The organism is Paraburkholderia dinghuensis, assembly GCF_003837865.1.
GTDB classification, from domain to species: domain Bacteria; phylum Pseudomonadota; class Gammaproteobacteria; order Burkholderiales; family Burkholderiaceae; genus Paraburkholderia; species Paraburkholderia dinghuensis.
Genome location: NZ_RQIS01000006.1, coordinates 109,305 through 124,403 on the forward strand (window position 1 = coordinate 109,305; position 15,099 = coordinate 124,403).

General features: G+C 63.5%; 16 protein-coding genes. 13 read left to right on the top strand and 3 right to left on the bottom strand.

Annotated features, from left to right (window positions below; translation table 11 throughout):
* The 11 genes from D1Y85_RS09910 (at position 1) to D1Y85_RS09960 (ending at position 9,347) form a co-directional block, all read left to right on the top strand.
* Entirely contained in the window at positions 1 to 408 is a 408-nt protein-coding gene (locus D1Y85_RS09910) for a 2Fe-2S iron-sulfur cluster-binding protein (protein ID WP_124150876.1), read from the top strand.
* Positions 399 to 1,343, top strand: coding sequence for a catechol 2,3-dioxygenase (locus D1Y85_RS09915; protein ID WP_124150877.1), 945 nt, complete (start codon positions 399 to 401; stop codon positions 1,341 to 1,343). The genes D1Y85_RS09910 and D1Y85_RS09915 overlap by 10 nt, the downstream gene beginning before the upstream one ends.
* A 13-nt stretch (positions 1,344 to 1,356) precedes the next feature.
* Complete coding sequence (locus D1Y85_RS09920; RefSeq protein WP_124150878.1) at positions 1,357 to 1,806, top strand: GlcG/HbpS family heme-binding protein; 450 nt, start codon at positions 1,357 to 1,359, stop codon at positions 1,804 to 1,806.
* Positions 1,807 to 1,863: 57 nt separating this feature from the next.
* A complete protein-coding gene (locus D1Y85_RS09925; protein WP_124150879.1) occupies positions 1,864 to 3,387 on the top strand; it encodes a 2-hydroxymuconic semialdehyde dehydrogenase in 1,524 nt (507 codons plus the stop codon).
* Between the two features lie 29 nt (positions 3,388 to 3,416).
* Positions 3,417 to 4,199 carry a 2-oxopent-4-enoate hydratase gene (gene dmpE / locus D1Y85_RS09930; protein ID WP_124150880.1) on the top strand — a complete coding sequence of 261 codons (783 nt, stop codon included), beginning with the start codon at positions 3,417 to 3,419 and terminating at the stop codon, positions 4,197 to 4,199.
* Between the two features lie 56 nt (positions 4,200 to 4,255).
* Entirely contained in the window at positions 4,256 to 5,179 is a 924-nt protein-coding gene (locus D1Y85_RS09935; protein ID WP_124150881.1) for an acetaldehyde dehydrogenase (acetylating), read from the top strand.
* Positions 5,180 to 5,266: 87 nt separating this feature from the next.
* Positions 5,267 to 6,322, top strand: coding sequence for a 4-hydroxy-2-oxovalerate aldolase (dmpG, locus tag D1Y85_RS09940; protein WP_124150882.1), 1,056 nt, complete (start codon positions 5,267 to 5,269; stop codon positions 6,320 to 6,322).
* Positions 6,319 to 7,107, top strand: coding sequence for a 2-oxo-3-hexenedioate decarboxylase (gene dmpH / locus D1Y85_RS09945; RefSeq protein WP_124150883.1), 789 nt, complete (start codon positions 6,319 to 6,321; stop codon positions 7,105 to 7,107). Before dmpG ends, dmpH begins: the two co-directional genes overlap by 4 nt.
* A 13-nt stretch (positions 7,108 to 7,120) precedes the next feature.
* Positions 7,121 to 7,312 (top strand): 2-hydroxymuconate tautomerase, encoded by a 192-nt coding sequence (locus D1Y85_RS09950; protein WP_124150884.1) that lies wholly within the window; start codon positions 7,121 to 7,123, stop codon positions 7,310 to 7,312.
* Between the two features lie 33 nt (positions 7,313 to 7,345).
* A complete protein-coding gene (locus tag D1Y85_RS09955; protein ID WP_124150885.1) occupies positions 7,346 to 8,167 on the top strand; it encodes an alpha/beta fold hydrolase in 822 nt (273 codons plus the stop codon).
* Between the two features lie 100 nt (positions 8,168 to 8,267).
* Positions 8,268 to 9,347: a porin gene (locus D1Y85_RS09960; RefSeq protein WP_124150886.1), complete on the top strand. Its 1,080-nt coding sequence runs from the start codon at positions 8,268 to 8,270 to the stop codon at positions 9,345 to 9,347.
* A 132-nt stretch (positions 9,348 to 9,479) separates the two neighbouring features.
* On the opposite strand, the gene D1Y85_RS09965 is transcribed toward D1Y85_RS09960, so the two are convergent.
* The 3 genes from D1Y85_RS09965 to D1Y85_RS09975 all read right to left on the bottom strand — a co-directional run bounded on the left by D1Y85_RS09965 (position 9,480) and on the right by D1Y85_RS09975 (position 14,007).
* Positions 9,480 to 10,922 (bottom strand): aldehyde dehydrogenase family protein, encoded by a 1,443-nt coding sequence (locus tag D1Y85_RS09965; protein WP_124150887.1) that lies wholly within the window; start codon positions 10,920 to 10,922, stop codon positions 9,480 to 9,482.
* Positions 10,923 to 10,994: 72 nt separating this feature from the next.
* Positions 10,995 to 12,182: a fumarylacetoacetate hydrolase family protein gene (locus D1Y85_RS09970; RefSeq protein ID WP_124150888.1), complete on the bottom strand. Its 1,188-nt coding sequence runs from the start codon at positions 12,180 to 12,182 to the stop codon at positions 10,995 to 10,997.
* Positions 12,183 to 12,222: 40 nt separating this feature from the next.
* Positions 12,223 to 14,007 (bottom strand): IlvD/Edd family dehydratase, encoded by a 1,785-nt coding sequence (locus tag D1Y85_RS09975; RefSeq protein ID WP_124151047.1) that lies wholly within the window; start codon positions 14,005 to 14,007, stop codon positions 12,223 to 12,225.
* A gap of 431 nt (positions 14,008 to 14,438) precedes the next feature.
* On the opposite strand from D1Y85_RS09975, the gene D1Y85_RS09980 reads away from it, so the two are divergent.
* Together D1Y85_RS09980 and D1Y85_RS09985 are read left to right on the top strand one after the other, a co-directional pair.
* Positions 14,439 to 14,672, top strand: coding sequence for a type II toxin-antitoxin system Phd/YefM family antitoxin (locus tag D1Y85_RS09980; protein WP_124150889.1), 234 nt, complete (start codon positions 14,439 to 14,441; stop codon positions 14,670 to 14,672).
* Positions 14,669 to 15,058 carry a type II toxin-antitoxin system VapC family toxin gene (locus D1Y85_RS09985; RefSeq protein WP_124150890.1) on the top strand — a complete coding sequence of 130 codons (390 nt, stop codon included), beginning with the start codon at positions 14,669 to 14,671 and terminating at the stop codon, positions 15,056 to 15,058. The genes D1Y85_RS09980 and D1Y85_RS09985 overlap by 4 nt, the downstream gene beginning before the upstream one ends.
* Positions 15,059 to 15,099: the final 41 nt, after the last annotated feature.

Below are 15,099 nucleotides of genomic sequence, written 5' to 3' on the forward strand. Positions count from 1 at the left end.
ATGGCCACAAGCGTGGGCACGAGCGCGACCACAAGCGCGACGAAAGTCACCGTCACGATCGCACAGACCGGCGAGCGCTTTCCTTGCGCGGCCGATCAGTCGCTGCTCGCGGCGATGGCACAGCTCGGCCGTCGCGGCATTCCGGTCGGCTGTCTGAACGGCGGCTGCGGCGTGTGCAAGGTGCGCGTGTTGAGCGGCGAGGTGAGCCGGCTCGGCCCGATCAGCCGCGCGCACGTGAGTACGGAGGAGGAATGCGCTGGCTATTCGCTCGCGTGTCGCGTCGCGCCACAGGGCGACGTCGAAGTTGAAGTAGCGGGGAAGATGCAAAAGCCTTTTTTCAAGGGATGCGCCTTCGCGGCGATCCCCATTTCAACAAAGCAGTCAGGAGGAGACACATCATGGGTGTGATGCGTATCGGCCATGTCAACCTGAAGGTCATGGACATGGATGCGGCGCTTCGGCATTACGAGCGGGTACTCGGTCTCAAGGAGACGTATCGCGACAACGCAGGCAACGTCTATCTGAAATGCTGGGACGAGTGGGACAAGTACTCGCTGATCCTGAGTCCCTCGGACCAGGCCGGGATCAGGCACGCGGCGTACAAGGTGGAGCGCGACGCCGATCTCGATGCACTGCAGGCGCGCATCGAGGCACACGGTACGAAAACCGAAATGCTGCCCGAGGGCAGCTTGCCCGCGATCGGCCGCATGTTGAAGTTCCATCTGCCGAGCGGGCACGAGATGCTGCTCTACGCGAGGAAGGAACTGGTGGGCACCGACGTGGGCTCGCTCAACCCCGATCCGTGGCCGGACGACATCAAGGGTTCGGGTGTCCACTGGCTCGACCACTGCCTGCTGATGTGCGAGTTCGATCCGGAGCGGGGCATCAACCGCGTGGAGGACAACACGCGCTTCATGCGGGATGTGCTCGACTTTCATCTTTCGGAGCAGTTGATGGTCGGACCGGATCACTCGATTCCGGTCGCGACGTGGCTCTTCCGCAGTTCGACGCCACACGATATTGCGTTCGTCGGCGGCCCGCGCAACGGTTTGCACCACATTGCGTTCTTCCTCGACGATTGGGCCGACGTGCTGAAGTCCGCCGACGTGATGGCGAAGAACAAGGTGAAGATCGACGTCGCGCCGACGCGGCACGGCATCACGCGCGGCACGACGATCTACTTCTTCGATCCGAGCGGCAACCGCAACGAGACCTTTGCTGGGCTCGGTTATCTGGCGCAGCCGGACCGTCCGGTCACGACGTGGACCGGGGAAGAGATCGGCCGGGCCATCTTCTACCACTCGGGCGAGCTGAACGAAGCCTTCACGACGGTCTACACCTGATGGACGGTGCGCGATGAATGAAGCCATTTCCCGGCACGGCGTCGAGGCGCGCGTGATCGACTGGCCCGCCGCGCACCGCGCGGTCGAGGCCGCCGTGCGTGAGGCCGAACGGCTCGGCGTGCGAGTGAACGCGGCAGTGGTCGACGCGGCAGGCCTCCTCGCCGCGTTCGTGCGGATGCCAGGCGCGCCGCTGCATTCGATCGATATCGCCATCGACAAGGCCTATACCGCAGCAAGCTTCGGACTGCGAACCGGCGCATGGCATGACGCGCTGCAGGAACATTCGGCGGCCGTGCGCGAGGGCATTGTGCTGCGTCCACGGTTCGTCGCGTTTGGCGGCGGCATGCCGGTCGTCGAGGACGGCCGGGTCATCGGAGCTATCGGTATTTCAGGCGGCAGCGAAGCGCAGGACGAAACCTGCGCGCGGGCAGGCCTCGACGCGCTTGGGCTTGCCGGTCCGTGAAGGGCTGCCGCCGCTTTGTTTCACTCCTCGATCACGACTACCTTGTTGGAACGATCCATGCACGACACAAAATCGACCGCCGCCGTGAGCGGCGAATCAGGCCGCAGGCCTGAGGCAAAACTGGTCCGCAACTTCATCGACGGCGAGTACCGCGACGCCAGCGGCGAAGGCGCACGCTGGTTCGACAAGCGCTCACCGCTCGACGACTCGGTGATCGCCCGCGTGGCCGAAGCGAGCCGCGCGGACGTCGACGCTGCCGTGCGTGCTGCGCGTGCGGCGCTCGCAGGGCCGTGGGGCAGCCTGAGCATCGCGCAGCGCGTGGACCTGCTGTATGCGGTGGCCGACGGAATCGAGCGCCGCTTCGACGATTTTCTCGAAGCCGAAGTAGCCGACACGGGCAAGCCCGCGAGCCTCGCGCGGCACATCGACATTCCGCGCGGCGCGGCGAACTTCAAGATCTTCGCCGACGTCGTCAAGAACGTGCCCGGTGAAAGCTTCGAAATGACGACGCCGGACGGCAGGGGCGCGCTCAACTATGCGATTCGCCGTCCCGTTGGCGTGGTCGGCGTGGTCTGTCCATGGAACCTGCCGTTGCTGCTCATGACGTGGAAGGTCGGACCGGCGCTCGCGTGCGGCAACACGGTGGTCGTCAAGCCTTCGGAAGAGACCCCGCAAACGGCCGCGCTGCTCGGCGAGGTCATGAACGCGGCGGGCGTGCCGCGCGGCGTCTACAACGTCGTGCACGGCTTCGGCCCCGGTTCGGCGGGCGAGTTCGTGACGACCCATCCGGGCGTGAACGCCATCACGTTCACTGGCGAGACGCGCACGGGCGCTGCGATCATGAAGGCCGCCGCGGACGGCGCGCGTCCGGTCAGCCTGGAGATGGGCGGCAAGAACGCGGCAATCGTGTTCGCCGACTGCGATTTCGACGCGGCCATCGAAGGGACGCTGCGTTCGTGTTTTGTGAATTCGGGGCAAGTCTGCCTCGGTACGGAGCGCATTTACGTCGAGCGGCCGCTCTTCGAGCGCTTCGTAGCTGCCCTCAAGGAAGGCGCCGAGCGTCTGCGTCCAGGCCGGCCTGAGGATGCCACGACCGGCATGGGCCCGCTCATCAGTCAGGAGCATCGCAACAAGGTGCTGTCTTATTACCGCAAGGCGGTGGAACTCGGCGCGACGGTCGTGACGGGTGGCGGCGTGCCGGACATGCCAGCGGACCTGCGCGGCGGCGCGTGGGTACAACCGACGCTGTGGACAGGCCTCGGCGACGATTCGCCGATCGCGCGCGAAGAGATCTTCGGCCCGTGTGCGCTCATCATGCCGTTCGATTCCGAAGAGGAAGTGGTGCGCCGGGCGAACGCGAACGAATATGGGCTTGCGACTGCGATCTGGACGACCAACCTCGCACGCGCGCATCGTGTCGCGGGGGCCATTGAGGTCGGTATCGCGTGGGTCAACTCGTGGTTCCTTCGCGATCTGCGCACCGCGTTCGGCGGCGCGAAGCAGTCGGGCATCGGCCGTGAAGGCGGCGTGCATTCGCTCGAGTTCTACACCGAACTCAAGAATGTCTGCGTGAAGCTTTGAAGAAAACCTCAATTCATTTCGGATTGCATATGGAAACAACGTTGATCGAAAGACTGGGCGACCGTTTATACGACGCGTTCGTCGCCCGCGAATCCATCGCGCCGCTCAGCACGCAGCACGAGGATCTCACGGTGCACGACGCATACCGCATCCAGCAGCGCTTCGTAGATCGGCGTATGGACGCTGGCGAAACCGTCGTCGGCAAAAAAATCGGCGTCACGTCGAAGGCGGTCATGGACATGCTGGGCGTCTACCAGCCCGATTTCGGCTATCTGCTTTCGGGCATGGTGTATGGCGAGGGCGAGCGCATCCCGCTCGACACGCTGATCCAGCCGAAGGCCGAAGGCGAGATCGCGTTCGTCCTGAAGCGCGACCTGATGGGGCCCGGCGTCACGAACGCGATGGTGCTCGCAGCCACCGAATGCGTGATGCCGTGCTTCGAGATTGTCGATTCGCGCATTCGCGACTGGAAGATCAAGATCGGCGACACCGTTGCGGACAACGCGTCGTGCGGCGTGTTCGTGCTCGGCGATACGGCCGTGAGTCCGCGCCGCGTCGATCTCGCGACCTGCGGCATGGTGCTCGAAAAGAACGGCGAGGTGATCGGCACCGGCGCAGGCGCAGCGGCGCTCGGCTCGCCCGTCAACGCCATCGCGTGGCTCGCCAACACGCTCGGCGAGTTTGGCATCCCGCTCAAGGCCGGCGAGGTGGTCCTCTCCGGCGCACTGGCCGCGATGGCGACGATCAAGGCCGGCGACAGCTTCCGGGTGTCGATCGGCGGCATCGGTGCCTGTTCGGTGCGCTTCGCCTGAACGAACCCGCCGATCTGATCGTTACCGCTTTCAATGACAGGCAAGAGGACATCCTCATGACACAGAAAATTCGTTGCGCGCTGATCGGGCCGGGCAATATCGGCACTGACCTGCTCGCCAAACTCATGCGCAGCCCCGTGCTCGAACCGGTGTGGATGGTCGGCATCGACCCCGAATCGGACGGGCTGAAGAAGGCGCGCGAACTCGGTCTCAAGACAAGCGCCGAAGGCGTGGACGGTCTCGTGCCGCACGTGCTGGCCGACAACGTGCAAATCGCCTTCGATGCGACGAGCGCCTACGTCCACGCGGAAAACAGTCGCAAGCTCAACGCGCTCGGCGTGATGATGATCGACCTCACGCCGGCTGCGATCGGGCCGTACTGTGTGCCGCCCGTCAATCTCAAGGAGCACCTTGGCCGACGCGAGATGAACGTCAACATGGTGACCTGCGGCGGCCAGGCGACGATCCCGATGGTGCATGCAATCTCGCGCGTGCAGCCGGTCGATTATGCCGAGATCGTCGCGACCGTGTCGTCGCGCTCGGTCGGACCCGGCACGCGCAAGAACATCGACGAGTTCACGCGCACCACGGCGTCGGCGGTGGCGAAGGTTGGCGGCGCGAAAAAGGGCAAGGCGATCATCATCATCAACCCGGCCGATCCGCCGCTCATCATGCGCGATACGGTGCACTGCCTGACCGGGGGCGTGCCCGACGAGGCGCGCATCGTCGAGTCAGTCAACGCCATGATTACCGACGTGCAGCGTTACGTCCCCGGCTACCGTCTCGTGAACGGGCCGGTGTTCGACGGCAATCGCGTGTCGGTGTTTCTCGAAGTCGAGGGGCTCGGCGACTACCTGCCGCGCTACGCCGGCAATCTCGACATCATGACGGCCGCCGCCGCGCGCACAGCCGAGATGTTCGCCGAAGAACTGCTCGCAGGCCGCATCACGCTCGCGCCGGTCGAGAGTGCGCCAGCCTGAGGCCAGGCAGACGGCGCATCGCCGCGCTTCACATCGCGTTTCACACCGCGTTTGACAATATAGCGACCGGACCCATACGGAATCGACATGAATCTCCAAGGCAAGCGAATAACCCTTCACGACATGACGCTGCGTGACGGCATGCACCCGAAGCGTCACCAGATGACCCTCGACCAGATGCGCTCGGTCGCGAGCGGACTCGACGAAGCGGGCGTGCCGCTCATCGAAGTTACGCACGGCGACGGGCTCGGCGGCTCGTCGGTCAATTACGGTTTTCCCGCGCATAGCGACGAGGAATATCTCGGCGCTGTGATTCCGCTGCTCAAGCAGGCGAAGGTGTCGGCGCTGCTGCTGCCGGGAATCGGCACCGTCGATCACCTGAAAATGGCGCACGAGCTTGGCGTTCATACGATCCGTGTCGCGACGCACTGCACCGAGGCGGACGTTTCGGAGCAGCATATTTCGTTTGCTCGCAAGCTTGACATGGACACCGTAGGATTCCTGATGATGAGCCACATGAACGACCCCGCTGGGCTCGTCAAGCAGGCGAAGCTGATGGAGAGCTACGGCGCGAACTGCATCTACATCACCGACTCCGCGGGTTACATGCTCCCCGACGACGTGAAGGCGCGCCTCGGCGCGGTGCGCGATGCACTCGATCCGAAGACGGAACTCGGCTTTCACGGCCATCACAACCTCGCGATGGGCATCGCGAACTCGCTCGCCGCGATCGAGGTGGGTGCGAACCGCATCGACGGCGCGGCGGCGGGCCTCGGCGCTGGCGCGGGCAACACGCCGCTCGAAGTGCTCGTGGCCGTGTGCGACCGGATGGGCATCGAGACCGGCGTCGATGTGTGGAAGATTCAGGACGTCGCAGAGGATCGGGTCGTGCCGATGATGGACTTTCCGATCCGCATCGACCGCGACGCGCTCACGCTCGGCTATGCAGGCGTCTACGGCTCGTTCCTGCTGTTCGCGAAGCGCGCGGCCGAGAAGTACGGCGTGCCGTCACGCGAGATTCTCGTCGAACTGGGCCGACGCAAGATGGTCGGCGGCCAGGAGGACATGATCGAGGACACCGCGCTCACGCTCGCGCGGCAACGTCGCGAACGCTCGAACCCCAACAACGAGGAGGCGGCATGAAGCTGTCGAATGAAACGATTGAATCGCTGGCCCGGCATCTCGACGATTGCGCGCTCGAAGCGCGCGACACGCCGAAGATCACCGACACGTATCCGGACATGGACTGGGCCGACGCGTACGCGGTGCAGGACACGATACGCCGCCGGCAGCTTGCACGCGGCGCACGCATCGTCGGTTACAAGGCGGGCCTTACGTCGCACGCGAAGATGCAGCAGATGGGCGTCGAAACGCCGGTGTTCGGCTATCTCATCGACACGTTCGGGGTGCCCGACGGCGGCACCTGCAAGGCGGCCGAACTGATCCACCCGAAGGTTGAACCGGAGATCGCATTTGTCACGAAGACCGAGCTGAAGGGGCCTGGCTGCCACATCGCCGCGGTACTTGCCGCAACCGACTTCGTGATTCCGGGAATCGAGGTGATCGACAGCCGCTACCGCGACTTCCGCTTCGATCTGAAGAGCGTCGTGGCCGACAACACGTCGGCGGCGCGCTTCGTTGTAGGCGGCCAGCCGCTCGGCGTCGAGGGCGTCGATCTGCGCACGATCGGTATCGTGCTTGAGAAGAACGGCGAGCCGGTGGCGTTCGGCGCGGGCGCGGCCGTGCTCGGCCATCCGGCCGCGGCTGTGGCGATGCTCGCCAACCATCTGGGCGCGCGCGGTGAATCGATCCCCGCGGGCAGCCTGATCTTGTCGGGCGGCATCACCGAAGCGGTGGCGGTCGCCGCAGGCGACAACGTCACGCTGCGCGTGCAGGGCATGGGATCGACCAGCCTGCGCTTCGTCTGAGAGGGAGATCATCGTGCCCATCGCACACGTGTACTTGATCGAAGGCCGGGACGAGGAAAAAAAGGAGCGCTTGATCGCTGAAGTCACCGACGCCATTCATCGCGCGGTCGATGCACCGATCGATTCGGTGCGTGTGCTGATCATCGAAGTGCCGAAAGAGCATTTCGGCATTGCGGGGCAGAGCGCCAAAAAGCGCGGACGCTGATCAACGCGCAGCCTTTCCAGACAGGAAAATCGCATGGAGACCAATCCAGAAATCGGCCGAAGCATTGTGGTCGACGGTATCCGGACCAACTATCACGACCTCGGCGACGGCGCGCCGGTTTTGCTCATTCACGGCTCGGGGCCCGGCGTGACGGCCTGGGCGAACTGGCGGCTCACGATGCCGGCGCTCGCGAAGCAGTTCCGCGTGATCGCGCCGGACATCGTCGGCTTCGGCGAAACGGCGCGGCCGCCGGGGTTCCGATACGCGATGGATGCGTGGGTTTCGCATGTGCTCGGGCTGCTCGATGCGCTTGGCGTCGCGCGTGCGCACGTCGTCGGCAATTCGTTCGGTGGCGCGCTCGCCCTTGCGCTCGCGATCCGCGCGCCTGAACGGGTCGGCAGGCTCGTGCTGATGGGCAGTGCGGGTGTGCCGTTTCCGATCACCGAAGGGCTCGACGCCGTGTGGGGCTATACGCCGTCGATCTCGAACATGCGCGCGCTGCTCGACATCTTCGCGTTCGACCGCACGCTCGTGAACGACGAGCTTGCGAAACTGCGCTACGAAGCGAGCATCCGGCCCGGCTATCAGGAGGCGTTTGCCGCGATGTTCCCGGCGCCGCGGCAACGCTCGGTGGACGCGCTCGCGAGCCCGGAGGCGGCCATCCGCGCGCTGCCGCACGAGACGCTGATCGTGCATGGTCGCGAGGATCGCGTGATTCCGCTCGCCAGTTCGCTGCGCCTCCTCGAGTTGATCCCGCGCGCGCAGTTGCATGTGTTCGGGCAATGCGGGCACTGGACGCAGATCGAGCACGCGGAACGCTTCAGCGATCTGGTAATACATCATCTGCGCGAATAGCAGCGAACCTGGGTTGCGGGCTTCACATGCGGCTACAACAAAGTACTACTAATTATTAAAACGCGACAAATCAATGCATTTGGAGAAAGGAGACAACCGGATGTTCAGTCAACGAAAATTCCGTATTGCGGGGATCGCAGGCGCGGCAGGCCTGCTTCTTAGCGGCACCGCGCACGCGCAGTCCAGTGTGACGTTGTACGGCCTGGTCGACGGCGGGCTGCTCTATACCAGCAAGACGCTCGATCCCGCAACGGGCGGCAATGCGGGCAAGCAGTTTTCGTTCCTCGATGGCGGCTCGGCGCCCACGCTGTTCGGACTCACGGGCACGGAAGACCTGGGCGGCGGGTTGAAGGCCGAATTCAAACTGGAAAGCGGCTTTAGCGTAGCGAACGGCGCTTTCAGCAATTCGAACGGCAACCTGTTCGGCCGGCAAGCGTATGTGGGCCTCGCGAACCAGTACGGCGGACTCAAGCTGGGGATGCAGTTCTCACCGTTCTTTCTATCGCTCTACGACCTCGATCCGCGTGGCATGTCGCAATTTGGCAGTGGCTTGCCGATCTATCTCGATCACGTGCTCGGCACGGGTGTGTTTAATGCGAACGCCGTATCGTATTCGAGCCCGGTCGTCGCGGGTTTCTCGGGTGGTGCAATGTTCGCGTTCGGCGGCGTGGCTGGTAACTTCCAGTCGGGCCGGCAGTACTCGATGAACCTCAAGTACGACAACGGTACGGTGATGGTAGAAGGCGCGTTCTACAACGGGAACAGCGGCGGTACGGTGAACACGGCGCCGCCGACCAATGTTGCATTCATAGGGCGCATGCTGGGCGCGTCGTACAAGATCGGCGGGCTGACGGCAAAAGCTTCGTTTATCAATTACAAGGTGGCGGGCGGTTTCAATAGCAACGTCTATAACGCTGGCCTCGACTTCCTCGCATTGCCGACGCTCGACTTCAACGGCGGCGTCTGGTACGTGAGCGACCGTAACGACACGACCAATCACTCGGTGATGGGGGCGCTTGGCGCCCAGTACTTCCTTTCGCACAGGACGACGCTTTTCGGTCAGGCCGCCGTGGTCAATAACCATGGCGCGATGAACACGGGGCTGTCGGTTAACAACGCGCTCTTCAGCCCGGCAGGGACGACGACTGGTGTGAACGTTGGCGTCCGCCACGTTTTCTGACGCGCGCAAGGCGGCTCGGTGCTGGAGGCAGGGCAGATCAGCGAGGCCCGTGAGCGCCAGATGCCTGCAACCGCGTAACGCGATCGTCATGCGGTTGCTCCTTCCTCTTGCACCGAGCTACTTCAATACCGCTTACAAGGCGCCTGGATTGACATAAACGGTCTTCACCGTCGTATAGAACTCCCTCGCATAGCTGCCCTGTTCACGCGGCCCGTAGCTGGAGCCTTTACGCCCGCCGAACGGAACGTGGTAATCGACGCCCGCGGTAGCGGCGTTGATCATCACCATCCCGGCCTGGACATGACGTTTGAAGTGCGCCGCATACTTCAACGAAGTCGTGCAGATACCTGCCGAAAGCCCAAAGCGCGTATTGTTCGCTTCAGCCAGGGCCTCATCGTAATCCTTCACCTTGACAACCGATGCCACGGGGCCGAAAACCTCCTCGCGGTTGATCCGCATATCGGATGTGGTGTCAGTGACCAGTGCGGGTGTGAGGAAGAAACCTTTGGTAGCCGATTCGACACGTTGACCGCCGAATACCGTCCCGCCTTCCTCGCGGGCAATGGCGATATACCGCTCGTCCTGCGCGAGCTGGCTTTCGTCGACGACCGGCCCGATGTGCGTTGCCGCATCAAGCGCGTGGCCGACCCGCAGCGCGCTCATGCGCGCTTTCACGGCGTCAATGAAGCGATCGTAAATGCCCGCCGTCACAATCAGGCGGCTCGATGCCGTGCAGCGCTGGCCCGTGGAAAAGAACGCGCCGTTGACACAGGCCTCGACGGCAACATCGAGGTCTGCATCGTCGAGTACGACCATCGGGTTCTTGCCGCCCATTTCGAGCTGAAATTTCTTGCCGAGGGCAACGCATTTGGCTGCGATCGCCTGACCCGTTGCCACCGAGCCCGTGAAGCTGATGGCGTCGACATCGGGCGACTGGACGAGGGTTTCACCGACGACCGAGCCGCTGCCCATCACCAGATTGATGACGCCGGCGGGCGCGCCTGCTTCGGCGATGATTTTGACGAGTTCCCAGGTGCTCGCGGGCACGAGGTCGGCGGGTTTGATGACGACGCAGTTGCCGAACGCGAGGGCAGGCGCGATTTTCCACGCCGGAATCGCGATCGGAAAATTCCACGGCGTAATCAGGCCCACCACGCCGACCGGTTCGCGCGTGATCTCGACGTTCAAGCCGGGTCGCACGGACGGCACGATTTCACCGCCGACTCGCAGCGCTTCACCGGCGAAGAACTTGAAGATCTGGCCGGCGCGGCCGACTTCCCCGATTGCTTCAGGGAGCGTTTTGCCTTCCTCGCGGGCGAGCAACTCGCCGAGTTCGGCTTTACGCGCGAGGATCATGCTGCCAGCCTGGTCCAGCAGATCGAAGCGCTGTTGCGGCGTGCTGTGAGACCACTTCGGAAAGGCCGCGCGGGCGGCCGCGATCGCACGTCGAGTCTGCTCGACGTCGGCTTGCGCGAATTCGCCAATCACGTCGTCAAGATCGGACGGATTGACGTTGGGCTTGACTCGTTCCGATGCAAGCCACTCGCCTGCTATGAAATTTGCGAACTGGTTCATGGTGTCGATTGGATGATGGTCAAATTAGTCACGTCGTTACCGCAATAAACATGCGTCGAACGACGGACGGGTTTATTGCGCCTCAAGGAGTCCACGCTGCGCGAGATTGCGGTACAGCGCGCGCGCGCCAAACGTCCACGGTGTGATTTCGGTGCACAGGCGCACCGTATTCACGAGCGCGCCAAGCGGCGGCGCGGAGATCGTCACAACGTCGCCCAAGTGATGCGTGAAGCCGCCACCGGGTGCATCGCGGTCTTTGATGGGCGAAAACATGGTGCCGAGGAACAGCATGAAACCGTCGGGGTACTGGTGGTGCGCGCCGCAGGTCTGGCCGACGAGGTCGAGCGGATCGCGGCTGATTTCGCTCATGTGGCTGATGCCGTCCAGCACGAAGTCGTCGTCGCGACCTTCCACGCGCAGCGAAACGCTCGTTTGACGCACGGTGTCGATCGTGAAGTGCTCGTCGAACAGGCGCACGAACGGGCCGATCGCGCATGAGCCGTTATTGTCCTTGCACTTGCCGAGCAGCAGCGCCGAGCGTCCTTCGATGTCGCGCAGGTTCACGTCGTTGCCGAGCGTCGCGCCGACGGCTTCGCCCCTGCTGCTGACCGCGAGCACGATTTCCGGCTCGGGGTTGTTCCAGACCGAGGCGGGATGCAGGCCGATATCGGCGCCAAAGCCCACCGAGGACATCGGCTGCGACTTCGAAAATACTTCGGCATCCGGACCAATGCCGACTTCCATGTACTGTGACCACGCACCGCGACGCTGGAGTTCGGCCTTCAGGCGCATGGCCGCTTCGGAGCCAGGGCGGATTTTCGACAGATCGGTGCCGATCAGCGCGGTAATCGCATTGCGCGCTTCGACGGCCTTTGCCGGGTCGCCGCCGGCCTGTTCTTCGATCACACGCTCGATCAGGCTTACGGCGAATGTGACGCCACATGCCTTGATCGACTGGACGTCGCACGGTGCGAGCAGGTACGGACCGCTGCCGCTTTGTGCGGCGAGACTGGCTTCCATCAGCTTGCTGACCGGGCCAAGCGATTCGCCTGGCGCCTGGCGGGCGATTTCAACGACATCGGGACGGTCCAGCAGATCGGCGCTCGTCGGCACAGTGCGCGTGATGTCGAATACTTCGCCGTTACGCACGACGACGATGCTGGGTCCTTCGCCCTTATCGCTGTGTCGCCACACGCGTCCGATGAGCAGCGCGCGTTCGAGATCCTGCGGCAGGCAGGCGGAAATGTTGGAAGCGGTCATGGATCGATTGAGCAAAAAGTGGAGGAGTTGAATTGCACACTTAGTGCGAGTGACGCGGATCGCCGCGTTCCTCGATCACCTTGAGGTAAAGCGTGGCGGGTTCGAGGCAGCCGCCCGTCGAAAGCTGCCCGACCGTTTGCCGGTAAAGCTCCTGCCACGGCGTCTGCGCAGGCGGCGCCTCAAAACTTGCCGTCTCACGGCGACGCGCCAGTTCTGCCTCGTCGACCAGCACATTGACGCTGCGCGCATTCAGATCGACGCGGATGCGATCGTTAGTGCGCAGCAGCGCGAGACCTCCGCCGACCGCCGCTTCCGGCGACATATTGAGGATCGACGGACTCGCCGACGTGCCGCTTTGCCGCCCGTCGCCCATGCACGGCAGCGATTCGATCCCGCGACGCAGGAGTTCGGCCGGCGGCGCCATGTTGACCACCTCTGCACTTCCCGGATACCCCACGGTGCCGCAGCCCCGAATGACGAGGATGCAGTGTTCGTCGATTTCCAGTGCCGGGTCGTCTATGCGTGCATGATAGTCCTCCGGCCCTTCGAAGACGATCGCGCGTGCTTCGAAGCTGTTTTCCGCGCCCGGCTCGCTGAGATAGGTCTGACGAAATGCGTCGCCTACGACGGACATCTTCATGATGGCGCTGTCGAAGAAGTTGCCGGACAGCACGATGAAGCCCGCGCGATGCTTGAGCGGATCGTCGTGCGGCCGGATGACTTCGCGGTCGGCTTCCGGCGCGGTGGCGGCAATCTCTCCGATCGTGCGGCCCGACACGGTCGCGCAGTCGCCGTGCAGCAGGCCCGCGGCCGCGATCTGGCGCAACACGGCGGGCACGCCGCCCGAGCGGTGGAAACTTTCGCCAAGGTATTCGCCGGCCGGCATGCAGTTGACGAGCAGCGGCACCTGCTCGCCGACGCGCTGCCAGTCATCGAGGCTCAGGTCGATCCCCATATGACGCGCGATCGCAATCAGATGCGGCGGGCAGTTGGTTGACGCACCCAGTGCGGACGCAACGACGATGGCATTTTCGAACGCCGCGTGGGTCATGATGTGCGACGGACGCACGTCATCGCGCACCATATCGACGATGCGCTTGCCGGTCGTGTAGGCCATCTGGCCTCGCTCGCGGTACGCGGCCGGGATGCTCGCGCAGCCTGGCAGCGACATGCCGAGCGCTTCGGCGAGACAGTTCATCGAAAGCGCCGTGCCCATCGTATTGCAGTGACCGATCGAGGGGGAGGACGCGGTGGTCAGCTCCATGAAACCCTCATAGTCGATTTCGCCCGCGGCCAGCAGGTTGCGCGCGTGCCAGATCACGGTGCCCGAGCCGACGCGTTGGCCGTTATGCCAGCCGTCGAGCATCGGCCCGCCGGACAGCACGATGGCAGGCAGGTCTATGGTCGCGGCTGCCATCAGGCAGGCCGGGGTCGTCTTGTCGCATCCGGTGGTGAGCACGACGCCGTCCAGCGGAAAGCCGTGCAGGATTTCCACGAGACCGAGATACGCGAGGTTGCGGTCGAGCGCGGCGGTGGGCCGGCGGCTTTGCTCGGCGAGCGGGTGGACGGGGAACTCCATCGGGATGCCGCCGGCGTCGCGAATGCCCGCTTTGACACGCTGCGCAAGTTCGATGTGGTGGCGGTTGCAGGGTGCCAGATCGCTGCCCGTCTGCGCGATGCCGATGATCGGGCGGCCCGACTGCAATTCCTCGCGCGTGAGGCCGTAGTTCATGAAGCGCTCGACGTACAGCGCGGTCATATCTGCGTGAGCCGGGTCGTCGAACCAGTTCTGGCTTCTCAGCCTGCGCGGTTTGAATTCGGACATCGTGGTCATCTCTCTTGCGTGCAAAGTGAAGTTGGGTTTTCGCGGGCGGTCGCGGTGGTCTCGCCATGCCGCGGGTCATGATTGCCGGCTGCCCGGCAGCGCCGCCCGGGCGCTTTTTCATATACCGTCCGACCGGTCAGTTCAAATTGATGTTACCGGTAACAATGCTGCATGTTACGCCTCTCGTGCGACCTGGCACAACCAAGGGTTATCCCTTGGTAACCCGCATAGTAATCAGGTTTGCTAAACAGTCTGGCGAAATCTGGAAGGCATTCGACATATTTCGGGAATACCCCTGTTTAAACAGGGTTGTAGCGATGCTTGCACGCGTGATATTGTTGCGACGTTACCGATAACATACACCGCCGGCAGCGGACTCCTCTGACCGGCGAATATTGCAGTCAACAGGTTTGAGAAGGTGGAGATCGACGATGGAAAAGCGGGTATCTAAAGCCGTATTCAAGTCCAAGGCGTGCGAGCTGTTCCGGCACGTGGAAATGCTGGGGGAGACGGTAGTCGTGACAGATCGAGGTGAGCCCACCGTCGAAATCCGTCCGTACCGAAGCCGCCGCAAGAATCCGCTTGAACTACTGCGTTCTTCCATCGTGCACTTCAGCCTCAAGGGCGGCGCCGAGGCACTCGCGCAGCAGGCCGAGAACGGATGATCACGCTCGATACCCTCGCGCTCGTCTATTGGTTGAACGGAAAGGGCGAGTTGGGCGATGCCGCGCAACAGGCAATCGATAACGAGCTGAACGGCGGTGAAATCCTGATATCGACGATCACCGTGCTGGATCTGGTGCAATTCGTCGAAGAAGGGTGCCTCGAACTTTCGATGGACACCCGCAGCTGGCTTTCCACGCTCATATCGATCGAGGGCGTGCGCCTCGTGCCGGTCGATTCCGCTATCGCGGTGCGCGCCGCTTCGATGTCACGCGAGCTGACTTCGCATCAAAGGCTGATAGCGGCCACCGCGCGCACGCTCGGTGGCACGCTGGTCACACCGGATGCGCGGATGCGGGAATTGACCTATGTGGAAACGGTCTGGTGATGGCGATCCGAACCGCGGCGTGTAGTTCGTCGCGGTTCGTC